The sequence below is a fragment of the Niallia taxi genome (genome assembly GCF_032818155.1).
Taxonomy (GTDB): Bacteria; Bacillota; Bacilli; order Bacillales; family Cytobacillaceae; genus Niallia; species Niallia taxi_A.
The window spans coordinates 1,294,429-1,319,200 of sequence record NZ_CP102590.1; the positions used below are offsets into that span (position 1 = coordinate 1,294,429).

The following is a 24,772-nucleotide window of genomic DNA, read 5'->3' on the forward strand; positions in this document are numbered from 1 at the left end:
AAAATATTAGATAATTTTTTCATTTTTTCACCTACCTATTTCCCATTATAGGGATAAATAAAAAAAGATAAATACTTCACTTAGAATGTTTTGAATATTGTCAATCTTTCAAGGACTTTTACTCTAATGTTTAATATTTTTAATGATATTTTAAGACTACTTTCTAGAAAGAGGGCTTTTTCCTTTTAGTTGACTACGCTATTAAAAGGGCATTAACCTAGATTACTTGATTGTATGATAAGGGTTTACTTGCTATGTAGGCAGATGGGATCTATTGGATTCATAGATTATTTAGGAATTGAATGTATTGTTAATTAAAAGTCCTCTTAGAATTGATAATAAATATATTATCTGACAATGTTTTTGTGGAGAATTTGTGAAGAAATGTATTAAAAAATGATAAATTACAAAAAGAGAAAAGAAAAAACACTGTTTCTTTTACAGAAAGGAAAAAGTATATATGAATCTATAAATTAGCATGTAATTTTGGTGATTTGGACATTTTAAATAAAAATAAAAAGCCTTGAAAATCAAGGCTTGTGCATGTTTTAAAAAGGAGACGAACCTCCAACCTACAATCTTTGGAATAGTTACCTTAAGAATACGCTGATTGAAATCAAAGATATAAAAATACGTAAGCTATCTCTTTAATTATCTTGCTATTCCCCAGCATTGCATCAATTGGTGTATGCCTTCCTCGATTTTCTCAAATGGGATGCCGCCAAATCCTAACAAAAACGTTGGATACTTGTATTCTATTGGCTTTAACAGATAATCAGTTACAGGGTAAATGGCAATAGAGCTTTCTGCTGCAATTGTTTGTAGCTCTTTTTCACTTTTTTGGAGGGGAAGGGAAATTAAAATATGCATCCCGGCCTGATCTCCAGTGATGATAACTTCTGGATAATCTGTATGAAAGATATGGGTCAGTTTATCGAGCTTTTTACGATAAATTTTCCGCATTCGGTTTAAGTGTTTGGAAAAATAACCGTCTCTCATGAAGCTTGCTACTATATGCTGATCGAATCTTGGAACTGTTGCTGAATAATAACTGAATGTTTCCTTATATTTTTTCAGCAATGTGGAAGGCAAAACAAAATAGGCAACTCGTAATGAAGGCATTAATGACTTCGTAAATGTACTCAGATAAATCACCTTATCGTTTTGATCCATTCCTTGCAGGGCGGGAATGGGTTTTCCGGTGTATCGAAATTCACTGTCATAATCGTCTTCAATGATGTAGCGATTTTCGAGCTTTGCTGCCCAATGCATTAGCTGTGTTCTTCTTGTGGCGGACAGGACAGCACCAGTTGGAAACTGGTGGGATGGCGTGATGTAAACCACATTTGCATTTGTTTTTTCCAGTTCATCGACAATCAATCCATCTTCATCAACTGGTATCGGAATTGCTTTATTTTGCAATTGAATTCGAGGGATGGCCGAATAGCCAGGATTTTCAAGGGCAAAGTTTGAATCATTTTCAAGCAGTCTTAAAATCATCGGAAGGAGCTGTTCTGTTCCCGAGCCAATGACAATTTGCTCTGGTTTACACACAATTCCCCGTGATTGATACAGGTATTTTGCTATTTCAGTCCTTAATGTGTATTCCCCTTGAGGTTCTCCATTCTGTAACAATTCCTTAGAAGGAAGATCATATAAATTTTTTGCGTATTTTCTCCACACTGGAAAAGGAAAGGAGTCTGTATCAACTTTTCCTGGATGAAAGTCAAATTGAATATTTTGATTTTCTGCATGCTCCACAGGCAACTCAACCTGTTCTGTTTCAATATAAGGTAATTCATTAATATCCTCTACAAAATAACCAATCCGCGGTTTTGACACAATAAAGCCCTCTGCAATCAGCTGAGCATACGATACCTCAATGGTTGTTTGGCTGATGTTCAAAAATTCGGCCAACTTTTTTTTGGAGGGAAGTTTTGTGCCAACTTCAATTTGTTGCCGCAAAATAGCAGTTTTGATACCAATATAAAGCTGTTCATACAAGGGTTTTGTTGTGTTTTTATTCAGTTCAAACATAAGCATATCCATTTGGAACCCTCCGTTCTGACCATGTTATTTTTTGAAAAAGTGGCACTTTTTATATTGTCAGATTTCATTATACTAGTAATCATTAAAGAAGTGGAAATTCTTTTTATAAATTGGAATACAACCATGTGGAAATGACAAGGGGGATTTACATGTTCACGACAGAACAAAACAAAACAAGAATTCTGGTTCTCAATGCACTATTTATTACTTTAACGTTTCTGGCTACAATGTTTATCAATATCAGGCTGCCGCTGATGGGTAATGGGGGACTTATTCATTTGGGTAACGTACCGCTTTTGATTGCTGCCTTTGTTTTTGGCAAAAAATCAGGCGCAATAGTAGGCGCCTTCGGAATGGCTCTGTTCGATATTGTTTCAGGCTGGACATTATGGGCTCCATTTACATTTGTTATCGTTGGAGCAATGGGCTATGTAGCAGGCCTTATTGCTGAAAAGATGCCAGGCAAAAAGGTTTACGTACATGTACTGGCAGTAGCTGTCGCCCTAATTATCAAAGTTGTCGGCTACTATTTTACAGAAGTTGTCCTTTACGGAAACTGGATTCAGCCATTCGGCTCCATCCCAGGTAACATCATGCAGCTCGTCCTTGCTGGAGTCATTGTTGTGCCACTTGCAAATGGATTTATGAAAAGGGTTGGGCGTTCAAATTCCATATAATTAACAGGAATTTATCAAAGTTTTTTTGGGCCTATTTTATACAGGTTTATTTGTAAATCTTCTATAAAAATAATATGGTAATCGAGGGCATAAATCCGACAAGGATTAATGCCCTCTTGCATCCATCCTCTCAATTTAACAGTAATCATTTAGTATTCAATTTGGAATTATACTGAAAATAAACAAGAGAAAAGTACGCGAAACGAGTACTTTTCTCTTGTTTTTATTCGGTTTTATTATTATACTTACATTCTTGTTTGCGAAATGCGACCATGTACTTAAAATTCATCTAGGAGGTATTTCAGATTTTATGGACAATTTTACTTATCGTAATCCCACTAAATTAATCTTTGGAAAAAATCAGCTTGAAGCATTAGCAGAGGAACTTCCTAAATACGGAAAAAATATTTTACTTGTTTACGGTGGAGGAAGCATTAAGCGAAACGGATTATATAATCAAGTTGTTACGTTATTAAAAGATTTAAATGTTAATGTGCTAGAGTTAGCTGGAGTAGAACCGAATCCGAGATTATCTACGGTGAAAAAAGGAATTGCTATCTGTCAAAATGAAAATATTGATTTCTTATTAGCTGTTGGTGGAGGGAGTGTTATTGATTGTACAAAAGCTATCGCTGCTGGTGCACTGTATGACGGTGATGTTTGGGATATCATCAACAAAAAAGTAATAGCTACAAAAGCGCTACCGTTTGGAACAGTCTTAACACTAGCAGCAACCGGCTCTGAAATGAACCCGGATTCTGTAATTACTAATTGGGAAACAAATGAAAAATATGTGTGGGGAAGTGATGTAACACACTCTTCATTTTCCATTTTAGACCCTGTTAATACTAAGTCTGTTCCAAGAGATCAAACAGTTTATGGTATGGTAGACATGATGAGTCACGTATTTGAGCAATATTTCCACAATGTGAAAAACACACCATTACAAGACCGTATGTGCTACTCCGTATTACAAACAGTGATTGAAACAGCACCAAAATTGCTGGAGGATTTACAAAGCTACGAACACCGAGAAACAATTCTATATTCAGGGACAATCGCATTAAATGGCACACTTCAAATGGGTTACTTCGGCGACTGGGCTTCTCATACTATTGAACATGCTGTATCAGCAGTTTATGATATTCCCCATGCAGGCGGATTGGCAATTTTATTCCCAAATTGGATGAGACACGTTCTAGATAAAGATATAGTTCGTATGAAGCGTCTAATGTTGAGTATGTTTGATATTGATACAACAGGAAAAAGTGACAGAGAAATTGCTTTAGAGGGAATTGATAAGCTAAGTGCTTTCTGGTCAAGCCTTGGGGCACCATCAAGATTAGCTGATTACGATATCGGAGAAGAAAGACTTGAAGAAATAGCAGAAATAGCTGCTCGTGAGATGGAGCATGGAGGCTTTGGCAACTTTAAAAAGTTAAATAAGGCAGATATTTTATCTATCCTACAAGCTTCTTTGTAAAATAAGAAATAGAAAAGCAGTAGACATATGTCTGCAGATTTTTTGTGGATATGCAATAGAAATTAAGTGGAAAAAGAGTGTAGGAAAAGCCCTGGCAAATCGAAATAACTAAACTATTTATATAATAGGCTATTCACTAATTAAGGCTAGGTGATAATATGAAACGAATGGGTTTAAGCGTACTTTTTGTAGTAATAATAGTTATCGTAATCCTATTAATTCTTCAACATAATTCTCCTGAAAAATTTTCAGTTTGGGGATTCTTATAATAACCTTGTAAGAATGTGATAACAATGACAGCATTTCCTTTTTTTTAGAATGAAACCGGTAAAGGTGTTTGCAGTAAAAATCAAAAAAAAATGATATAAGCAGCTTAATAAAAAGGGATAGTTAGTTCGGAATAGGAGCTAATTATCCCTTTTTATTTACAGCACAATACTTATGTTTTTTCATCAATCTCAAATTTTCTGAAACCAGAACTTTCTCTCTTGCGTCTTAATATTGGTATGAAAGAAAGAAGAAATTAATTTTTTAATAAAAAAGAGAAAGAGATTTGGATAGGAGAATTGGATTGGCAAGCAGAGATAGAAACAACTTTGATTATTCCTTATTGTTCATCATTATTTTACTTATGGCTATAAGTATTATTAACATTCACAGTGCACAGAAGTACCTGCCATACCATAAAGACTTTGCGGGCATGCAATTATTTTGGTATGCCGTTGGATTGATTGTTACAGCGGTTATTTATTATTTTGATTTGGAGCAGATTAAGAAATTGTCTTTATATATATATTTGTTTGGAGTATTTTTGTTGGTAGTTTTGTTTTTTGCTCCAGAATCAATAGCTCCGTCAACAAAAGGAATTAAGGCATGGTTTAGCATAAAAGGAGTTGGCTCCGTCCAGCCTTCGGAGTTCATGAAAATCTTTTTAATCATGTTTTTAGCTAAAATTACTGTCGACCATAATGATAAAAATATTCATCGTACGATTTCAACAGATATGATATTAATTGGAAAGATAGTAGGAATAACGCTAGTTCCTCTTTTGTTTATCCTTTTGCAACCAGATGCAGGTACGGCTATGGTCATACTTGTAATCATGTTTGGTGTCATTTTTTTATCAGGAGTAAACTGGAAGATACTTACGATATTTTTCTCCACTGTATTGTCGGCTATAGGTGCCTTGGTTGTTATTTATATTTATTATCCGGATACATTGTTGCTGGTATTAGACCAATATCAATTAAATAGAATACATTCTTGGTTAGACCCATTTGAATATAGTGGAGGTATTGGTTATCAGTTAAGTCAATCAATATTAGCGATTGGATCAGGCACCAATTACGGAAAAGGCTATATGAAAGGAGAAGTAAACATTCCAGAAGCACATTCAGATTTCATCTTTTCTGTGGTAGGGGAGGAATACGGATTTCTCGGAGCAAGTGTTGTCGTAACTTTGTATTTTCTCCTTATCTATCGAATAATCGTTATCGCCATAAAAAGTAAAGGAGAATATGAAAGCTTAATAGCTGCAGGTGTTGTTTCTATGCTGACATTTCATATATTTGAAAATGTGGGAATGGTAATAGGATTAGTTCCTATTACCGGTATACCGTTACCTCTATTAAGCTATGGAGGCAGCTCCATCCTAGCCAATATGTTGTCATTAACCTTAATTTTAAATATCTCTGCCAAAACAAAAAACTATATGTTTGAGGGAAATAAATATGCGTGACAGTTTAAGGTTAAGAGTGAAGGTATTTGCTGCTATATGTCTTGGAGCCATTGCTTTTGTTGGTGTACTGGCAATTATAGCAATTGTGAGAGGTGGATAGAGGATATAAGTATTGTTTAAATATATTTATCTAAAGGAAATATACAGAACAGCATGGCAGTGACTTAGTTAAATTGGTCAGAGATATGGAGAAAATACTAGTACATCTTTTGCAGTCGTATTAATGAAGAACCAAACATAAATAAACAGGGGCTTCCTTATGTAATTGGAAGCCTTTTTCACTATTTGAGAGAGTTGATGAAACTAGCAAACTTGAGTAAATAGTAGTGCTACTATGCCATTCCCATTCGATTACTATGGAGAGGGACCATTAGTAATATCACTTTAAATAATGATGCTGGTTCGCTAATCTAAAAATGTTATTTCTGATTCGTGTACTAATATAAACTGAAAGTATTCTAAGGTTTTTAACTCACAATAACCAGTATCATATTTGTGAACTACTATATATTCTTTCCCTTGATACATGACTCTTTTTCCGTTCACTAAAAACACTCCCTTTTGGACAATTTTTAATAAATTAAAACTAGGAAAGTAGGAAATAAGAAATAATATATAATTGTTTTCGGTTTGTGAATAAAGATGGAAAGAAAGAGTTTTATAATTTGAGGTGAAATACTTTAATTTCTTTGAACAAAATAAGCTTAATCAGGACAAAGTAAATTAAGACAAGTAAAGCTGAAAAGGGTAGAAGTATTTATAGAATTTCTAAGGTGGATTTAAGCGGATACTGTCAATTTATACATTGTTTCTTAACATGAGGACAATCTAAGTATGCTTGCTTCCTTCCTTATTAAGGATCTAAAAGGTTATAAGTCCATTCTCCAATCTTAATAAGTTATTTAGTTATTCCACTAACTTTTTAATTTAAAACCAAAGTCCCAAATATTTAAAAGAGAGCTTGTTCAAGTGTCATTGGAATAGAATTTTGATGTTTTTAGGCTTCTTTGCTTGCCAAGTCTGTTTTCGAGTTATTACACTAATACTTATCAATATTAATTCATTTATTTAATAAAAGGAGATTACATGACATGATAGTACTCACAGCAAATTATCAATGTAAGGCTGGTATGTCAGATACAGTTGAACAAGCATTGAAAGAAATGATTTTGTTAGTTAAGGAAGAGAAAGGATGTATTAACTATCTAGTTAACCGCTCGAAAGATGACCCAGATTCTTTTTTATTGTTTGAACAATATGAAGACGAACAAGCACTTGCCGACCACTCAGAAACACCATACTTTAAGCGGATTGTATTAGATACAATCGTCCCCTTACTCGAAAAACGGGAGCGTACTTTTTATACGCCTGTTACGAATCCTTCTTAACTACAACTAGCTGTAGTGGGCTGATAACTAGACTCTGATTACAAAAGTATAGACACTAAAAATATGATTTTATAAATATACGTTAAAACATTTATTTAAACCTAAAGAGCCGTTTAACTGTACCCACCGCTCCCCGAAGTTTGATTTTTACATTAAGTTTCGGGGCAAGGAGGGGAAACAGAATTAGACGGTTTTTTATTTTCTTTAATACGATCGGGGGAGATAGTTAAACAACAGGATCATTAAGTCTTATTTATTATGCAGCACCAGAGAATGCAAGATGCATAAAACAGAAACAAATATTTATTGTATCAACAGAGGAAAGTAAAGTTACCTACAAGGTAAATGCAGCTTCTTATCAAGGCTTTATAAATATGAAAGTAAAACGACTAAATTCTTGGAATATAAGTGTTTAGTCGCATTTTCCATCATTCAATCTAGGAAGGAAGAATGGTTCATTTTTTAATAAACCTAAAAGAGAATAAAAGTGTGTCTGAAAGGACTTGGGAGGATCGAAAGTAAACTCAGTAACATTTAACTAGTATGTCCATAAAGTTTTGATAGTTATCTGCGGTGAGAAGTTCTGATATATTTCCATCTTCGGTCAATATAGTGGCGAGTGAATCGAATATCTCGTGAAAAAGTTTTCGATCATCCTTATTAACGGATATTAGTATAACTAAGTTTACTCTAAAATCCCCCCATTGGATACCATTCTTACTAATTAGAACAAACATACCAGTCTTCGTTGCATTCATTTTTATTGCATGCGGTATGGCAATCCGTCCAAAAGCGGTGGTGGACATTGCCTCACGTTCCATTACATTCAAAACAAAACCAGAATCAACATATTCATATTGTTCCATGATTTCACACATTCTCTTCAAGGCATCTTCTTGGGTTAAAAACTGTTCGGTGTTTTCAAACAGCAGTTTGTCCATAATTCTACTAATATTTTGCTTGAATGAATCTCGCCTTTTCAATTCTTTCAGCTCATTGATTTTATTAGCAACCTTAAAGATATCACCACTAGAAAAAAGAGGATTGATTAGCACAAACGGAACCTTTGGTACTGAATTTAACTGCACAGCTGAGATGATAAGTTCGCTATTTAATGCGTTTAACTCGCTTTCATTTGTGACAACATGTTGAACTAAAAGATCCTCATTAAAGTGTTTTTTTAGTTTGTCCATTAGCTGGGCGTTGAAATTATAATAGAAAGGGAACAAAATGGAACAAGTAATTTTTAAATTGGCTTGCTTTTGCATTTCTAAAGCGTATCCTAAATGAAAAGCAATATAGGCAATCTCATCATCATTTAATGTGAATCCAGTTTCCTTTTTTATAGTAATCGAAACATGCACAGCACAGTCATAAATGGAGGGGGCATTTTGCTTTAATGTTGAAGTTAACGGGTTCTTACTAGTAAATTTATTCTCTAATCGTAATAGTAAATTTTTAATATGAAGAGTAAACCGTATTAAAAAATCTGTATCTTCTATGTCAATATAATAATTATTCCGCAAATCCTCTAAAATCTTTTGTATCAAATTAATACACCGTATTCCTACAACTTCCTCTAATTCTGATAGCTGTAAATGCATAAAGTTGATACTTGTTCCACTGCTTGATATAAGTAGTGCTAGGTCTCTGATTTCACTTTCTGAATACTTTACGCCAAAATTTCTTTCAAGACGGTCGGCAATGATCCGCGCTATGTCATTTTCCGTGTCAAGGTTTGCTGTCCCATCCATTTGCTCTGTAAAGATAAATCCATTTTTCATTCGGTCAATCGCAATCGCAATATGTAAAACAACATTAGTCAGAGCATAGTCGTTAGTGAAAAAATGACAGGTTGAAAATACTTCTGCTATAACATTACGAATACAGTCAATATCAAAACCTTCAAAAGACGCTTTTAGTTTATCAATATCTAAGAAACTATCATTGGCCTCACGATAAAGAAGGGAGCTCATTAATTTTCGTTTATTTTTTTCGTTTCCACTAATTTGAATGGTTTTCCCAGACATATTTAATTCTAATCGGTGTTCTGTTAAGCGCTTTCTTGCTTTGCGTAAATCATTCTTTAATGTAATCTCACTGACAAATAATTCATCACTTAAATCATAAAGATCAAGCGGAACATCTGAATTTACCAGACGCTTTAACAAATAAACGGTACGCTCGCTCGGAGACTGTGGAATGACGTCATTTGTATACACGAAAAAGGAATTTAATTTTTTTAAATCCACTTTATACCCCTTTTTCGATGCAATAATCAAACCTTCTGCCATGGAATTAATATCTGCAATATAGGTTTTCACACTTCGTTTAGAGATGCCATTTGTTTTGGCAAGCTGGGTGGAAGGAGTCCAGTCAGATTGCATACTTAATTGTCGAAGAATATTTCTATATTTAACATTCAACACGTTAACCTCCTTGTAAAGGTTTTAATATTTTTTTATCGTAATATTTATTCACCAAAAGAGACCATACAACTGTTTGCACCATTATAGTGTAAATCGATATTTGAGAGTTGTCGAGAAACAATTTATAGTAATAGCAAGGAATAAAACGCTTACAATTATAGAAGGTGGAGGGAGTAAACATGGTGAAATTAAACGTATTACTGGTGTGTGGGTCTGGAGCTAGTTCAGGTTTTATGGCGGCAAACATCCGTAAAGCAGCCGCAAAGCGGAATCTTGACATTAACATTAAGGCCCGTGGTGAAGCAGAAATTGAAAACTATATTGATGAGATTGATGCCTTAATGGTAGGTCCTCACCTGGCTTATATATTGGATGAAATCGAAGACTATATTGGTGAAACGAATGTGAAGGTTTTGTTGATGAAACCTACCTATTATTCCACTCTTGATGGAGATGCGGCGTTAGAAGATCTTTTAAAGGAATTCTAAATTAATAAGGTCGGGGGGTTAGAGAATGGATAAAATGATTAAATGGCTTGAAAATGATTTTTCCCCAAAAATGAGCAAAGTTAATCATAATGTGTGGGTCGTAACCCTAAAAGATTCGATAATGCAATTACTCCCGTTTATCCTATTAGGTTCTGTATTTTGTTTACTTACCATCCCTGGTGACGTATTCAAGATAAATAATTACCCGAATTTCTGGACATTATTCGGCTGGACAATGGGAGTACTATCCTTATTAATCTCATTCTTAATACCTTTTAACCTAATGGAAAAGAAACGATTGCGTAAACAACGTTTTATTGCAGGTTGTTCAGGTCTTATTACATTTTTAATCACTGTAACTCCTCAAATAGTTGCGGATAAAACAGTTGGTTTTGGCCATGCATCCTTAGGTGCTGGTGGTATGTTCGTCGCGATAGTTGCAGGTGTTTTTACTGGTTGGATAATGGGGATTTTTGGGAGTTTTTCATTCTTTAAAGAGGAATCTATTATCCCTGATTTTGTAAGAGCCTGGTTTGATGCGATGCTTCCTATTGGAGTTGTAATCGTCGCTGCTTGGTTAGTAGTTGATATAGCAGGTTTTGATTTATACAACTCGATTTTAGGCTTCTTTATGCCATTGGCAAACATCATTGAAACACCATGGGGATTCGTACTTGTTAGTTTTATTACCTGTTTCTTATATACAATGGGTATTTCATCTTGGGTGCTTACGCCGGTAACAAAGCCCGTTTTTCTAGCAGCTATTACCGCAAATGCAACAGCTGGCGCTAGCTTCCTTGTTACTTCTGAAACAATCTTTTCTGCTTATCTATGGATAGGTGGTATCGGTGCAACATTACCTTTGGTTATCATGATGGCCTTCTCAAAAAATGCAAAACTGAAAGCACTTGGAAGAGCAAGTATCACTCCTGGTATCTTTAATATTAATGAACCGATAGTCTTTGGAGCGATTGCTTGGAATCCGATTATGATGCTTCCAATGTGGATTATCTCCATTGTATTGCCAACAATCATTTGGATTGGAACAAAAGTAATCAACTTTGCGCCAATTCCTAAAATTGTATTTGACTTATGGTATGTTCCCTTCCCTATTTCTACATGGGTTACAACTGGAACGATTACAGGAATACTATTAATGCTAATTTGCTTAGTTGCAGCTACGTTCATTTGGTATCCATTTTTTAAAGTATATGAACAACAGGAAATGCAAAATGAAACAAAAGAAGAAAAAGCATCACTACGCCCAGCAAAATAATATTTCGAGGAGATTTGAACATGCTTGAAGAAAAAAAGGCTCAAGATGCAATGCAAATCATTCTCCATGCAGGAGATGCACGTCTTCATTGTATGAACGGTTTAAAAGCGATTGAAAACAGTGATTTTAATAAAGCAAAAGACGAAATAAAACGTGCAAATGATGAAATCGTTAAAGCACATAGGATTCAAACAAAATGCATTACAAACGAAACTCAAGGGGAGGCTGGGGAATATTCTGTGCTCTTTGCCCATGCTCAGGATACTTTAATGACAATTTATAGTGAGATTAATATTGCTAAACGTATGATCAAAATATTTGAAGCATATGATGCTCGTTTAACTATATTAGAAAGGTTAAAAAGGGTGAATGAACATGAGTAGAGTACCGACTGGATTTCCAACAGATTTTTTATGGGGTGGAGCTATTGCGGCAAACCAAGCGGAGGGTGCGTATGATGTAGACGGAAAGGGACTAAGTGTTGCAGATATTAACGAATTTCGCGCAGATATTCCTATTGATCAAAAATCAAATAGAGAGCTTGATACAAAATTCATTGAGAATTCTATAAAAAGCACAAATCATATTTTTCCTAAACGTTGGGGAATTAATTTCTATCATACGTACAAAGAAGATTTAAAACTATTGGCAGGCATGGGCCTTAAAACATTCAGGACATCTATTGCCTGGACTCGTATTTTTCCAAATGGGGACGAATTGGAACCGAATGAAGCAGGTTTAAAATTCTATGATGACCTAATTGATGAAATCATAAAAAATGGGATGATCCCAATGATTACTGTTTCTCACTATGAAATGCCATTACACTTAACAACGGCTTACAAAGGCTGGTATTCTCGTGAATTGATTGAATTCTTTACTCGTTTCTGTAATGTGTTGTTTGATCGATATCATACTAAGGTGAAATATTGGATTATCATAAACCAAATTAATTTAATCGGTCACGAATCATTTAACCATTTAGGAATTGCCGAAGATAAAGTTGAAAACCTGATGGAAGCAAAATATCAAGGTGTTCACAATGAAATGGTTGCATGTGGTCATGCGACAAGATACGCTCACGAAAACTATCCGAATTTACAAATCGGAATGATGTTATGTGGTGGTCCGGCATATCCAGCTACAGCTAAACCAGAAGATGTTTTCGCAACTGTGCGTCATAATCAAATGGAATACTTCTTTGCAGACGTATTGCTTCGCGGGCACTATCCTGGTTATGCTTTTCGATATTTTGATGATAGTGGAATAAATATCGAATTCGGTGAAGGTGATGAAGATGCACTGAAAAATACAGCCGACTTTATGTCGTTCTCCTACTATTATACTCGTATTTGTGATGCCGATAGTTTTGCCAATGGTAATGAAAACCATCGTAATCCTCAATTGGATGCAAATCCATGGGGGTGGTCCATTGATCCTGTTGGACTACGAACCTATCTAAATCTTTTCTATGACCGTTATCAATGTCCGATTTATATTACAGAAAATGGTGTTGGGTACTATGACAAATTAGAAGATGGTAAAATTCATGATACTTACCGAATTGACTATCTTCGTTCCCATATTGAACAAATGAAAGAAGCCATCAAAGATGGTGTGGATCTGCGTGGCTATTATGCATGGGGACCTATTGATATTATCAGCTGCTCCTCCTCGGAAATGTCAAAACGCTATGGCTTTATATTTGTAGATCAAGATGACTACGGAGAGGGCACCCAGCAACGCATACTTAAAGACAGCTATTATTGGTATAAAAAAGTAATTGAAACAAATGGAGAAGTATAAGTCGTAGTTCTTTTCTGCTAAGTAGAAGGAAATGAGAAGTTATATAAAATTTAATAATCGAAGATCCAAATGGAATGTTACCTTAATAGGGCGTAACCTGAACTGATATGAGACGCTAAATAATTGCGTCTACTTATTAGGTCGGGTTTTTTTATTGAGATTGTGTGAGGCTTTGTGATTTTCCAAAGTCTTTATCAATAAATATATTGAAATTGGAGGAATAAAAATGAAAAGGAAGTTTTTTTGTGTCATTTTAATGCTAGTAATGATGTTTAGTTTAGCAGCTTGTGCAAGTACAAATCAAAATGTAAACGAGAAATCAAATGAGGAGAATCAAACAGCAGAAGAGCAAAAAGAACCAGGAAATGCAACCATTTATCTTGTGCGCCATGGTAAAACAATTTTAAATAACACCGACCGCGCTCAAGGTTGGGCGGACGGACCCTTAATTCCTGAGGGTGAAGAATTAATTAAAAATGTGGGGAAAGGATTGGCTGAAATTCCATTCATTGCTGCTTATTCAAGCGACAGTGGAAGAGCAGTACAAACAGCTAACTTGATTTTAGCAGAAAATAAAACGGATGCAAAAAGCATAGAATTAGTTCAAAAACAAGGAATTCGTGAAGGTTATTTTGGGACATATGAAGGAGAAAAAAATGAAGTCATGTGGGGAGATGCGGCTAAGCACTTGGGTTTCGATAACCAAGAAGAGCTTTTAGCTAGTGGTGGCAATATTATCGAAAAAATAATGAATGCCGTTGCGGAAATTGATTCTTCTGAAGAAGCAGAAAGCTATGAAGAATTGAAAGAAAGATCGTTCTCGGAGTTTGAATCAATAGCAAATGAAGCCTATGAAAATGGTGGTGGTGATGTATTAGTAGTCTCCCACGGAATAACAATGGGAACAATCCTTGCTCAAATTGACACTAGTATAGTACCAGCAGAAGGGTTTGCTAATGGTAGTGTAACAAAGTTGGAGTTTGATGGAAAGGTTTGGAAGGTGATAGAGGTGAATGAATTGAAGTATGCAGAAGAGGGAAAATCTAGATAGTAAGATGGTTTTCTAGCAGAACTTGAAATTAGCAATGTTTTTTTACTTACCTACTTTAAGCTAGGATATGGTATATAAATGGGTAGGCATTAAAGATAAAGGCCAATATTATAACCAATTATGCTATAAAATCAAGGGCTTTCCTTAATAACAGGAAGTCCTTTTCTTGTGGGAAAACCTGTAAGTTTTATGTAATAAGACTTAATGGTGCAATATTATGCTAATTTTACTTGAAAAGCGTAAATTTTAAACATTTATATTATATGAATTTTGGAATTGTTAAATTATTCGAGTTCGATTGTTGGTTATTTAAAATAACCTATGTTATTATTGATTTGAGATATCGCAATTCAATATATATAAAAGGGGAATGGAAAATGAATTTTCAAGATAAAGTTATTATAGTTACAGGAGCAGCAGGCGGTATAGGGAAAGAAGTAGTGAAGAAAGTAGTTAGTGGCGGGGCGAAGGTCGTACTAGTTGATTTAAACAAAGAAGCAATTGAATCTGTACAATCAGAGCTTCAATTAACTCAAGATAATAGTTTAGTTGTACAAACTGACGTATCGAATGAAGAGAATGTAAAAAATTATGTTGATCAAACAATAGCTAAATTTGGTCGAATTGATGGTTTTGTTAATAATGCAGGAGTTGAAGGACCAGCAAAACCAATCGAAGAAATCACAGAAAAAGAATTTGATTTTGTTTATGGCATTAATGTAAAAGGCGTATTATTTGGTCTAAAACATGTATTGCCTGTGATGAAACAACAGAATGCTGGCTCCATTGTTAATACATCCTCAGTTGCTGGGTTAACTGGAGCACCAAGTATGGTTTTATATAATTCATCCAAACATGCTGTAATGGGTATTAATAAAGTAGCAGCTTTAGAAGCAGCAACTTATAATGTACGTGTGAATACTGTTAATCCAGGTGTCATTAATACGCAAATGATGCGTAATATTGAAGCAAATGTTTCAGAAGATGCTGAAGCAGCAAAACATGCTTATAATGATGCTGTTCCGATGAAACGATATGGTGAACCGGAAGAAGTGGCAAATGTTATTGCCTTTTTACTATCTGATGAATCTTCTTATGTTACGTCATCCTCTTATACTATTGATGGTGGTTTATTTAACGTTTAATATTAATTATCGAAAAATCAAGCAAAAAGGAGTAGTATTTCTACTCCTTTTTTGCGTAGGAAATTTCTTGGGTTTATTAAACACCCTGTCATTGGTATCATTTTAAAAGTTTCATTGATAGGAAGTTTATGGCACAAACAAGGCATTATTCGTAATAAGGAAGCTATGAGTTAGTAGTATAATGAGGATACACAGAGAAATGGTTAATGATACATGGAACAAAATCAGAAGATTTGAGATGTATATGGTTAAAAAATTTAGATAACACAAGAAATATCAAAAAGTAGAGATAAATACTTCTTATTATTTAAATAGGAGTATTACTCTTCACAAGAAGCGTATAGCAGAGCTTTTAAAAATATTTTCGGCATCAATCCCAAAGAATATCAGGTCAACAAGTTTTCTGTTCAATCAGTTGTTAAAACTCACTCTTAATAAAAATGGGGAGTTGTTTAAGATGGATATATCTAAAAAAATGGAGATTGAAAAGTTACGGCATAAGCAAAGTGATCTGCTTGATAAAGACGTATTTCATCTATTGAATGGGCAAGTTATGTATGAGGAATTTAAAGATAACAATCTAATGGGAAATGCTGATTATGCTCCATTTAACGAAGCAATGTGTATAAACAAAACTACTGAGCAAATTTTTGATAAAGAGTTTATAAATATTCGTTCTACTGGTCATCATGACTCAGTAGAAGGATATATGGAAAAAGTTATAGTGCCTTTAGACAATCTATTTAAAAAAGAGTATAAATGTATCGTATTGTGGTTTGGAGAAGATATGTTTTGTCAAATGAATCTACTCACCATACTATCTCATTTGGAACAGTCAGGCTACCAGGGAAAAGTGTTCTTGAATAGTTTCAGAGAGGATGAATTTAAAGTTAATCAAACGGAACTTAAATTAGGTCGTTATTATTCGGTATATAAAGAAGTGTTAGTTAATCATACTAAACCATCTATAGAACTAGTCCCGGTTATGTATCAAGCAATAAGCATTTATTTAGAAATGCTAAAAGAAGATAATGAAGTAGTAAAATATATCAAAAAAAATAAAGATATATCAACAAAAGAGCTAATCCAGAAATTGTTTAATCTATTTCCGACAATAGGTTATGGAGATACACAATATAAAGAGCTAATTAGTAAGATTAGATAAAATAAGAACCAGTAGCAATAACAAAATTAAATAAACTAATTTTTTATATTTATGGGGCTTTCTTTATTAAAAGGAAAGTTCTTTTATTTGTACTTCTTAAGCACGATAGGGGTAAGTTAGTTTATGTGCATTTATTTTTAAAGATATAAAAGTACCTGTGAAACCTGACAAGATATACCTCACAACATAAAAACGCCGATTGACTTTGACATCAATCGACTAAGTTAAAAGGTATGTGAAATTATCCAGTCAGTACCATGTATATTTCTATTATTTGCCCATACGAATATTTTTAACTGTTTTTCTTTCAATGCTTAAGTTTTCATAAATCCTCTTTCCACCACTTCCCAATGGTGCTTGTGCAAGTAATCCTACTTTAACAATTTCATCAACTGGCAAATTGAAAAATCTCATCATAAAATAATTTTCACCGTCTGTAGAATAGTGGAATGCAAAAGATCTTCCACTTCTGCAAATTTGCAGCCAAACAGTATTATTGTCAATATTGGGTCCATTCGCATCATCAGATTCTTCCTTTGTTACAACACTCACTACTGCATGCGTATTAAAATCGGTTAATTCAAAACACGCCTTTGCCCAATTTGTCATATCCTTCATTACCATAATCGAGGCAGAATCGTAAGTATCCTTGAAATCGTGAGAAACTTTTACTCTCATAACAAAATCTCCTGCCACCTCTGTATAATAAAAGGGTGCATTACATAATGATTCTGGAGTAATTCCTTCTTCTCCGATTGCACCATTGTTGCAGAAAAAATCAGTTTCTTTAGGCGCATATAATTCTATTCTTCCATCCTCTTCCGAAATAACGCTTTCATTAATCCAATTGAATTTTAACATGTTACATACCTCCCTAAATCTTAGTTTTATATCTTTGTACTAATAACCATTAATCTCGGACTGTATCTAACTTATATTTTAAATAAGCACATTACTTGAAACAAGTGAAAAAACAGACATAAATTTGTATTTTTTCTATATTTTGAAAAAATATTTCATTCTTGTTTAAATTCGGCATTAAAAATTCTACGTTGACAGGGCATTGTACCAAGCTCATTAGGTAGTATGTTTAGTGAGCTAGCCCTTATAGATTCTGTCCAACTTAGTGTAGCTGATTCAGTCTAATAGGTTAATTGGTGTAAAGGGACTTCAGCTATTTTAAAAGTCCCTTAAAAAGGGGGACTTAAGGTACATTTAACTAACATATTTAATAAATTGGGGGTTAACTCTAGGACTGAAGCAGTGGCAGTTGCTATAGAAAGAGGATATTTAAAGAATAATTGCCCAATCGTACATTTGGATATGCCCTTGTGTACGATTTTTTCTGTTAAAGACTATTTTATACTTAATTTATAAACAAACAGTCATATTATTTTAGAAAATTATGATGTTAGTGTAGGAGGAATTTAAACATGAGAAATAAAACTTTTTATGGCATTGTATTTTCTGGTTCTGTCGTGGCTGGTTTATTTTTGTACTTTGCAGAGAAGAGATACAAAAAAAATCGTAAGAATAATGATTTAGGGAAGAGCTTGGATTAAATAAAAAGAAAGTGTTAATGTTGTACGCTAATAATGCTCAGGTTACAAGTTGGTATTTGAAATACCGAGTGGATGTATATAAATATATAAATTCTCTTGTTTTGGAACCTACTTTAGCCGAGGATCTAATGCAAGAAACTTTTGTAAAAGCATTTTTATATTCTAGTACCTTTGAAGGAAGATCAAGTGTAAAAACATGGTTATACAGTATAGCTTACAATCTAACTATGGACTTTTATAAAAAAAAGCAATCCTTTCAGAAATTTAAAAATAATTATATTAAGAATCAAAATTGGAACAAAGTATTATTGGATATAACGAATTGGGAGGAGTATACAGAATTAATTGATACATTAAATAACCTAAAGGATTCTTATAAGCAAGTAATAATTTTACGAAAGCTTCAGGGATATTCTGTGAAAGAAACAGGAGAAATACTAAACTGGTCAGAGAATAAAGTGAAGGTTACATTAAGCAGAGCAATTCGTTCTTTACGTAACCAATTAATTTAAACTTTCTTAATCTAAGATATAAGACTTTCAAAGAACTTATAAATTTAAAATATGCCCTTTCGTACATGTAGTGATGAACTAATGTACGATTCTTTTTTGCTTTATAACACCTATAATTTGTTATGAGTTAACTATTCAAATAACTATTAAAGGAGAATGAAAATTGAAAAAAGCCCGTCATATACTAGGAACTACAATTATGCTGCCTCTTGCCCGGTGTGACTTGGATAAGGATGTAATAAAACTATTGTAGTAAAAGAAAAGAATTGTCTGAAATGGGAACGGGGGATGAGGAGAATAGTAATGAAAAATTTTCTTATGTTACCAAGATGAGTGGACTTTTGTTTTTTTTGTGAAGGAATATTAAGTGGAAGTATCCTCGTTTCCATAATATAACGATTCTGGAGTAAATATAATGAAAAATAGAATAATAGAGCAACTTGTTTTTTTTATGTCATCTGTACCGAGTGTCAGATTAATTATATCCGTTTGTAACAAAGATAAGTGAGTCGAATCTTAACTCAATATAGCTATCGAAAGTAGAGAGAGCGTGTTCTTTGATATTAAGTTTAAGAATTGGAATCAGTGCACTGCCTTATTAGGCCATGAAGAATAAGGACAAATTAGCAGAATATCTCTTGAAAATAGTGAGTCATGGAATGTCCATAGTTAAAATTACAATGTTTTTTTAAAAAAATTCTCATTTATTTTAAAAATTTTCCCTATTGTACATGGAACTTTGCCTTAAAGTACGATTTTATTAATTACAGATTTTAATACAATAAAAGAAACCAACTGATTAGCCATTTTTTAATTTTAGGAGAAGGTGATAAATATGAAAAACAAAATATTGTGCGTAATGGTATATAGCGCTGCAGCAGTGGCAAGGTTTATTTTATTTTTTGCAGAAAAAAGATATAGCAAGGAGTATAGGGGTAACAATCATAATGTTATTTATAAATAACATTATGTAGTATTTGATTTTACAAAAGGAATCTTTTCTAGTCTAAAAACACTACGTTTTTTTAATTTCTTACAAAAAGCTTAGCAGTAATTATTTGATTAAGTATTGGGAATAGTCTAGAATTTTAATTGTGCATATTTATCACAATTAAAATCTTGGAGGTGAAAATGTAGGTTGATTAAATTAAACGTCAGACTTTACTTTAAATACTGCGGCCGATAGAAGGAATCAGATGTACCTCGAGTTTTTCCAAAAGGTTGAGTAAAATACATTCAATGTTATGCATTTGTCATCAGATGATTTAATACAAGTTAGAGGTGGTTTAATGCAAATATGTCATGGACATTCAGTTCAGCATTTAGAAAAGGATAATGGAGTATTTACTATTCATACTGATAAATAAATATTCAAAATCTATCATTATAACAGCAGGAAACAATGCGTTTCAGCCTAGAAAATCACCTATTAATGTTCCCCAGAAAATAGAAGATAAGGTCCATTCCTTTATCAATGATTTTAGTAAATTCCTAGATAGAAAGGTGCTATCTTCGGTGGAGGGGATTCGGCAGTTGATTGGGCCTTTATGATTGAGCCAATTGCTGAAAAAGTCACTATTGTCCATCGTAGAGATAAATTCCGTGCCCATGAACATAGTGTCACTCTCCTTGGAAAATCTAGAGGGTGTTGTTACGTTACAAAAAGTAATACTTTAAGAATTCAAAGCATTTTTATAAAGGGAAAATTCTTTATAAAATTTAACTTTGAACATTGAGAAGGGATGATTTATATGAACCATACAGAGCAAACAGCAATAGGCCAGGACATACTAGGAGTACTAGGAGGGAAAAATGTAGAGACTGCTTTTCAAATTTTTGCAAAAAGTAGGAAAGTAGGATCAGTGGTACGCCTCCCTTTTCCAATGGAGAATTCTGATAATCAAGCGTGGGCAGTTACACATTTGGATGAGGCGATGAAAGTACTTAAAGATCAGGAACATTTTTGTGTTGATCCAAAGTCAATTGATAAAAGCAGTAATATCAAACAATCTTTGATCGGTAAAAACTCAGATTCATCCAATTCTAGTCTATTTCTATCTAATTCCTTAAATGCGATCGATGAACCTGATCATCGACGACTACGTACTTTAGTATCCAAAGCATTCACACCAAGATATATGGAAAGCTTACGTCCCCGTGTTCAAAGATTAGCTGATGAGTTACTCGACAAGGTTCAAGAAAAAGGAAAGATGGATCTTGTAAAAGACTATGCAAACCCCTTGCCAATCAATGTTATTTCTGACATGATTGGTGTTCCTAAATCGGATCATTTAAAAATACATGAGTGGTCAGAAGGCATCGCTAATGGTCTTGGATTAGGAACATCCAACCCGGAAACAGCAGAAAACCTTAAAGATTTTGGAAACTATATTAAGGAGCTAGTTTTCCATAAACGTAAAAATCCCTCAGAAGATTTAATCAGCCAATTGATCTTAATTGAAGAGGAAGGAAATCGATTGGATGAAATAGAGCTCATATCGATGATTCAATTACTTATTTTTGCTGGGCATGAAACTACCTCTACACTAATATCAACTGGTACCTTAATATTACTCGATAATCCAGATCAATTGGAACTTCTTAAAGGTGACTATAGTTTAGTTCCATCAGCAGTAGAGGAATTGTTGCGTTTTAATGGCCCTTCTACAACTGCGGGTCCCCGATATGCTTTAAAGGACATTGAGCTTGGTGGGGAACAGATTAAAAAGGGTGATATGATTTTTCCATTATTAAAATCAGCAAACCGAGATGAGAAGCATTTTACAATTTCTGAAGAACTAGACATAACACGTAAAATTAAACGGCATCTCGCATTTGGCCAAGGGGTCCATATGTGTTTAGGTGCACCTCTCGCTCGTGTGGAAGGTGATATAGCATTTACTACTTTATTAAAGCGAATGCCAAATCTTCAACTTAGCATCCCACGAGAGGATGTTAACTGGAAATTCAAACTGGCTGCTCAAGGCTTAACCTCACTTCCAATTTCCTTTTAAATGATTAGTATAGACTTGAGTAAATGAGATAAACTAGAATAGTTTATTTTATTATCAACTCTTCAAACTAGTGAGACAAATGATTAAATCCATTTATATACTTAGCTTTAAATAAATATTGAACATAAATTAGAAAAATGAAGAGCTACAATTTAGAGGAATATAGATTATTTAAAATTCAAGATTACAAGAGGTAAAATATGAATATGAAATATACTCTTATTAATCAAGAGACGTGTATTGCTTGTGGTGCATGTGGAGCTGCCGCACCTGATATTTATGATTTTGATGATGAAGGTATTGCTTTTGTATTGTTAGATGATAATAGAGGAACATGTAAAGTACCTGAGGAATTACGAGATGAGATGATTGAAGCTTTCGAGGATTGTCCAACTGATTCTGTTAAAATATCCAGTCGTCCTTTCACTCAAGTAGAGTGAAACTCTAATATATTCTTTAAATATAGAGACTAAAGGATGCAACTTTGGAGGTTGCAATGATGTACAAAGAAATGATAGATATTCAAAAGATAACTAATTTTCAATCTAGGGCTGAAGAATTTTTCCCTTTGAATTGGTACAAAAAAATGCTAGCTAATGATCCTATATACTATCATCAGGAAACGGATACATGGAATGTTTTCAAATATGCAGATGTAAAAGTGGTATTAAGTAAACATGAATATTTCTCAAGTGTAGGAAAAAGAACAACGACTGCGGTAGGTGCTAATAATAAAGAAGGATCGATTCCAGAAAAAATAAATATCTCCGGAATCGATCCGCCCAATCATAAAAAAAATCGTTCTCTATTGTCGGCAGCATTTACTCCACGTAGCCTGAAACTCTGGGAGCCGCGAATTCAGCAAATTGCCAATAATCTTTTAGATAATCTGGAGGCAAACGGTAATATTGATATTGTTAAGCAATTCTCCAGCCTTTTTCCAACAATGGTAATGGCAGATCTCATTGGCGTCCCTTCAACAGATAGTCTTATGTATAAAAAATGGGTTGATGTTCTGTTTCAACCATATATTAGAGGACAAGAAAAAGAAATAGATGAGCAAAAACAAACCGCTGCAAAAGAATACTTTGAATATCTATATCCTTTGGTTGTTCAAAAACATGCAAATCCAGCTGATGATATTATTACGGACTTAATAAATGTTGATATAAATGGAGAAAAATTCACTGATGATGAGATTGTTAGAACAACAATGCTTTTGTTAGGGGCTGGGATTGAAACAACCGGTCATATGATTTCAAGTATGTTTTATTCTTTATTGTATGATGATACAACATTGTACAATCAATTACAAAACAACCTTGCAATCGTTCCGAATGCTGTGGAAGAAATGCTTCGTTACCGATTCCATATATCTAAAAGAGAGCGTTTCGTAAAAGAGGACAACAATCTATTAGGTGTAGATTTAAAAAAAGGGGATGTTGTTATCTCATGGATGAGTGCAGCCAATATGGATGAAACAGTATTTGAAAATCCATTTGAACTACAAATTAATCGCCCTAACAGCAAAAAACACTTAACATTTGGTAATGGACCACATTTTTGTCTGGGAGCACCACTTGCAAGATTGGAATTGAATATTGCTTTAAAAACCTTTTTACAAAAGTTTTCACGTATAGAACCTGTTGAAACCTTTAATCTGGAAGAAAATTTGACAGAGTCAGCAGTAGGGCAATCTTTGGTTTATTTACCTTTAAACTTATACAAATAATAGATATTATTTTCTTTTATTAGCCTAAATTCTACCCGAATATGCAGGTAATATTCGGGTTACTATTCTATATAAAGTGTAAATCTAGACGAACAACATACATAGCTTTGTTTTACATGTATATAATAGAAATTACTCATTCCTACTAACTAAGGTTATTGAATTCATATGAAGGAATAGTTCATGTATCAGCGAATATTATGTTCATGTAAATTTGGAAGGTCGAACATTTAATTGTAATGTTAGCATGTTGAGAAGGAGGAGTAATAATCCTGGTTATTCACGTCAAAATCGGAAGGGGAGTTTATTCCTTTTTAGAAGCTAGGGTCATGATGTTTAGTTGTAATCATAGAGATGGTGGCTATAGTTTCTGTATGGAAACCATCAAATACATGTTCAAAAGTTCTTTTTTAAGGTGATAATAATTGAGCGCGAGTAGGAAAAATGAGTTCAGTCACTCTTTTCCTTTTTGATTAAGATGCTCTTCCTATTTAATATTACAAACAAGAACAAGTATAGGCAGTTTTAATCATAATAAGTATTCTTTATGTCCTCGATGGTATATTTATTTAAGACTTTACTAAATTGACCTTCCGCTTCTAAGATAATTTGTGCTATTAATTGATCGGTTTTATTTTGTAATAATATTTTTTCTTTAATATAACTATTTTTTGTTAAAGCAAGATATACTTCATAAATAGTAGTTTCAGAAGGATTTACCATAATTTTATATCCCCCGTATCGACCACCATATCCTTCAACTAAGTTTGCATCTATTAATTTAGTTAGCACTTTTCTAATAAAACTAGATTCTACCCCTAGTTCTATAGCTAATGTACTACTTGTAATTAGTCCTTTCGTAGAAGCCATAATTGCTAATGATTTAATTGATGTATTAAACCAAGTAGGACCAAGTTCACCGTATTGTGCTACCTCCTGCATAATCTTTTCACCCTAACCTAATATAATAATTATATTGCTTTAAATAGTTTATACCAAAATACTTATGAATCCAATAGTGATGAATTGAAAAATAAATAGTCTAATTTCAAATGAGGTATATAATCACAATTAAAAGGAAGCTTTAACATGGGATGTAACAATAAAGTGCTACTTAGTTAAATAGAGATATAGATTAAATGTAGTAACATATTTGTATAATGAGTAACATAATTCATAAATAACACATTTTAAAACCATTTCTACTATATACAGTGGAGAATAATTTTATTTTACTAAGAAGGTTAAAAAAATTAT

Annotated in this window: 19 protein-coding genes and 3 pseudogenes; 18 read left to right on the forward strand and 4 right to left on the reverse strand. The window is 33.5% G+C overall.

All coding sequences use genetic code 11. From position 1 onward, the window contains the following. Positions 1-651 precede the first annotated feature (651 nt). On the reverse strand, positions 652-2,049 hold the full coding sequence (pdxR, locus tag NQZ71_RS25360; RefSeq protein ID WP_317012036.1) for a MocR-like pyridoxine biosynthesis transcription factor PdxR: 1,398 nt from the start codon (positions 2,047-2,049) through the stop codon (positions 652-654). A gap of 149 nt (positions 2,050-2,198) precedes the next feature. Here pdxR and NQZ71_RS25365 point away from each other — a divergent pair, with 149 nt between their 5' ends. From NQZ71_RS25365 to NQZ71_RS25380, 4 genes are all read left to right on the forward strand, one after another. Next, positions 2,199-2,726 carry an ECF transporter S component gene (locus tag NQZ71_RS25365; RefSeq protein WP_144455187.1) on the forward strand — a complete coding sequence of 176 codons (528 nt, stop codon included), beginning with the start codon at positions 2,199-2,201 and terminating at the stop codon, positions 2,724-2,726. A gap of 310 nt (positions 2,727-3,036) precedes the next feature. Next, the gene (locus NQZ71_RS25370; protein ID WP_317012037.1) at positions 3,037-4,209 is read left to right on the forward strand and encodes an iron-containing alcohol dehydrogenase; all 1,173 of its coding nucleotides are present in this window, start codon (positions 3,037-3,039) and stop codon (positions 4,207-4,209) included. 571 nt (positions 4,210-4,780) lie between these two features. After that, positions 4,781-5,947, forward strand: a complete 1,167-nt coding sequence (locus tag NQZ71_RS25375) for an FtsW/RodA/SpoVE family cell cycle protein (RefSeq protein WP_275007476.1) — start codon at positions 4,781-4,783, stop codon at positions 5,945-5,947. 1,091 nt (positions 5,948-7,038) lie between these two features. Further along, positions 7,039-7,335 (forward strand): putative quinol monooxygenase, encoded by a 297-nt coding sequence (locus tag NQZ71_RS25380; RefSeq protein ID WP_317012038.1) that lies wholly within the window; start codon positions 7,039-7,041, stop codon positions 7,333-7,335. Positions 7,336-7,859: 524 nt separating this feature from the next. On the opposite strand, the gene NQZ71_RS25385 is transcribed toward NQZ71_RS25380, so the two are convergent. Beyond that, positions 7,860-9,761, reverse strand: a complete 1,902-nt coding sequence (locus NQZ71_RS25385) for a BglG family transcription antiterminator (RefSeq protein WP_317012039.1) — start codon at positions 9,759-9,761, stop codon at positions 7,860-7,862. A gap of 182 nt (positions 9,762-9,943) precedes the next feature. On the opposite strand from NQZ71_RS25385, the gene NQZ71_RS25390 reads away from it, so the two are divergent. The 7 genes and pseudogenes from NQZ71_RS25390 to NQZ71_RS25420 all read left to right on the forward strand — a co-directional run bounded on the left by NQZ71_RS25390 (position 9,944) and on the right by NQZ71_RS25420 (position 16,695). Continuing rightward, on the forward strand, positions 9,944-10,252 hold the full coding sequence (locus NQZ71_RS25390) for a PTS sugar transporter subunit IIB (protein ID WP_127739349.1): 309 nt from the start codon (positions 9,944-9,946) through the stop codon (positions 10,250-10,252). A 25-nt stretch (positions 10,253-10,277) separates the two neighbouring features. Next, a complete protein-coding gene (locus NQZ71_RS25395) occupies positions 10,278-11,528 on the forward strand; it encodes a PTS sugar transporter subunit IIC (protein WP_275007474.1) in 1,251 nt (416 codons plus the stop codon). A gap of 20 nt (positions 11,529-11,548) precedes the next feature. After that, positions 11,549-11,911 (forward strand): PTS lactose/cellobiose transporter subunit IIA, encoded by a 363-nt coding sequence (locus tag NQZ71_RS25400; RefSeq protein ID WP_144455182.1) that lies wholly within the window; start codon positions 11,549-11,551, stop codon positions 11,909-11,911. Then, a complete protein-coding gene (locus NQZ71_RS25405) occupies positions 11,904-13,334 on the forward strand; it encodes a glycoside hydrolase family 1 protein (protein WP_317012040.1) in 1,431 nt (476 codons plus the stop codon). The genes NQZ71_RS25400 and NQZ71_RS25405 overlap by 8 nt, the downstream gene beginning before the upstream one ends. A gap of 226 nt (positions 13,335-13,560) precedes the next feature. Beyond that, positions 13,561-14,385, forward strand: a complete 825-nt coding sequence (locus NQZ71_RS25410) for a histidine phosphatase family protein (protein ID WP_317012041.1) — start codon at positions 13,561-13,563, stop codon at positions 14,383-14,385. A gap of 377 nt (positions 14,386-14,762) precedes the next feature. Then, a complete protein-coding gene (locus NQZ71_RS25415) occupies positions 14,763-15,530 on the forward strand; it encodes an SDR family NAD(P)-dependent oxidoreductase (protein ID WP_144455179.1) in 768 nt (255 codons plus the stop codon). Between the two features lie 360 nt (positions 15,531-15,890). Next, a pseudogene (locus tag NQZ71_RS25420) lies at positions 15,891-16,695 on the forward strand (AraC family transcriptional regulator). 270 nt (positions 16,696-16,965) lie between these two features. On the opposite strand, the gene NQZ71_RS25425 reads toward NQZ71_RS25420, so the two are convergent. Continuing rightward, positions 16,966-17,556, reverse strand: coding sequence for a DUF1349 domain-containing protein (locus NQZ71_RS25425; RefSeq protein WP_275007471.1), 591 nt, complete (start codon positions 17,554-17,556; stop codon positions 16,966-16,968). Positions 17,557-17,898: 342 nt separating this feature from the next. On the opposite strand from NQZ71_RS25425, the pseudogene NQZ71_RS25430 reads away from it, so the two are divergent. The 7 genes and pseudogenes from NQZ71_RS25430 to NQZ71_RS25460 all read left to right on the forward strand — a co-directional run. Continuing rightward, positions 17,899-17,979: pseudogene (locus tag NQZ71_RS25430) on the forward strand (LuxR C-terminal-related transcriptional regulator); the annotation flags it as partial. A gap of 149 nt (positions 17,980-18,128) precedes the next feature. Then, positions 18,129-18,257: a hypothetical protein gene (locus NQZ71_RS25435; protein ID WP_275007470.1), complete on the forward strand. Its 129-nt coding sequence runs from the start codon at positions 18,129-18,131 to the stop codon at positions 18,255-18,257. A 17-nt stretch (positions 18,258-18,274) separates the two neighbouring features. Further along, the gene (locus NQZ71_RS25440; RefSeq protein ID WP_275007469.1) at positions 18,275-18,769 is read left to right on the forward strand and encodes an RNA polymerase sigma factor; all 495 of its coding nucleotides are present in this window, start codon (positions 18,275-18,277) and stop codon (positions 18,767-18,769) included. A 1,368-nt stretch (positions 18,770-20,137) separates the two neighbouring features. Further along, positions 20,138-20,412, forward strand: a pseudogene (locus NQZ71_RS25445) (NAD(P)-binding domain-containing protein); the annotation flags it as partial. 108 nt (positions 20,413-20,520) lie between these two features. After that, positions 20,521-21,783: a cytochrome P450 family protein gene (locus NQZ71_RS25450; RefSeq protein ID WP_317012042.1), complete on the forward strand. Its 1,263-nt coding sequence runs from the start codon at positions 20,521-20,523 to the stop codon at positions 21,781-21,783. Between the two features lie 206 nt (positions 21,784-21,989). Continuing rightward, positions 21,990-22,223, forward strand: a complete 234-nt coding sequence (locus tag NQZ71_RS25455; RefSeq protein WP_260055649.1) for a ferredoxin — start codon at positions 21,990-21,992, stop codon at positions 22,221-22,223. Positions 22,224-22,282: 59 nt separating this feature from the next. Further along, positions 22,283-23,515, forward strand: a complete 1,233-nt coding sequence (locus NQZ71_RS25460) for a cytochrome P450 (RefSeq protein WP_317012539.1) — start codon at positions 22,283-22,285, stop codon at positions 23,513-23,515. A gap of 525 nt (positions 23,516-24,040) precedes the next feature. Here NQZ71_RS25460 and NQZ71_RS25465 read toward each other — a convergent pair. Continuing rightward, a complete protein-coding gene (locus NQZ71_RS25465; protein ID WP_144455174.1) occupies positions 24,041-24,457 on the reverse strand; it encodes an Rrf2 family transcriptional regulator in 417 nt (138 codons plus the stop codon). Positions 24,458-24,772: the final 315 nt, after the last annotated feature.

Coding starts and splice junctions, on each gene's coding strand:
- pdxR (WP_317012036.1), bottom strand. CDS start 2,049: ATGGATATGCTTATGTTTGAACTGAATAAAAACACAACAAAACCCTTG.
- NQZ71_RS25365 (WP_144455187.1), top strand. CDS start 2,199: ATGTTCACGACAGAACAAAACAAAACAAGAATTCTGGTTCTCAATGCA.
- NQZ71_RS25370 (WP_317012037.1), top strand. CDS start 3,037: ATGGACAATTTTACTTATCGTAATCCCACTAAATTAATCTTTGGAAAA.
- NQZ71_RS25380 (WP_317012038.1), top strand. CDS start 7,039: ATGATAGTACTCACAGCAAATTATCAATGTAAGGCTGGTATGTCAGAT.
- NQZ71_RS25390 (WP_127739349.1), top strand. CDS start 9,944: ATGGTGAAATTAAACGTATTACTGGTGTGTGGGTCTGGAGCTAGTTCA.
- NQZ71_RS25395 (WP_275007474.1), top strand. CDS start 10,278: ATGGATAAAATGATTAAATGGCTTGAAAATGATTTTTCCCCAAAAATG.
- NQZ71_RS25400 (WP_144455182.1), top strand. CDS start 11,549: ATGCTTGAAGAAAAAAAGGCTCAAGATGCAATGCAAATCATTCTCCAT.
- NQZ71_RS25405 (WP_317012040.1), top strand. CDS start 11,904: ATGAGTAGAGTACCGACTGGATTTCCAACAGATTTTTTATGGGGTGGA.
- NQZ71_RS25410 (WP_317012041.1), top strand. CDS start 13,561: ATGAAAAGGAAGTTTTTTTGTGTCATTTTAATGCTAGTAATGATGTTT.
- NQZ71_RS25415 (WP_144455179.1), top strand. CDS start 14,763: ATGAATTTTCAAGATAAAGTTATTATAGTTACAGGAGCAGCAGGCGGT.
- NQZ71_RS25425 (WP_275007471.1), bottom strand. CDS start 17,556: ATGTTAAAATTCAATTGGATTAATGAAAGCGTTATTTCGGAAGAGGAT.
- NQZ71_RS25435 (WP_275007470.1), top strand. CDS start 18,129: ATGAGAAATAAAACTTTTTATGGCATTGTATTTTCTGGTTCTGTCGTG.
- NQZ71_RS25440 (WP_275007469.1), top strand. CDS start 18,275: ATGTTGTACGCTAATAATGCTCAGGTTACAAGTTGGTATTTGAAATAC.
- NQZ71_RS25450 (WP_317012042.1), top strand. CDS start 20,521: ATGAACCATACAGAGCAAACAGCAATAGGCCAGGACATACTAGGAGTA.
- NQZ71_RS25455 (WP_260055649.1), top strand. CDS start 21,990: ATGAAATATACTCTTATTAATCAAGAGACGTGTATTGCTTGTGGTGCA.
- NQZ71_RS25460 (WP_317012539.1), top strand. CDS start 22,283: ATGTACAAAGAAATGATAGATATTCAAAAGATAACTAATTTTCAATCT.
- NQZ71_RS25465 (WP_144455174.1), bottom strand. CDS start 24,457: ATGCAGGAGGTAGCACAATACGGTGAACTTGGTCCTACTTGGTTTAAT.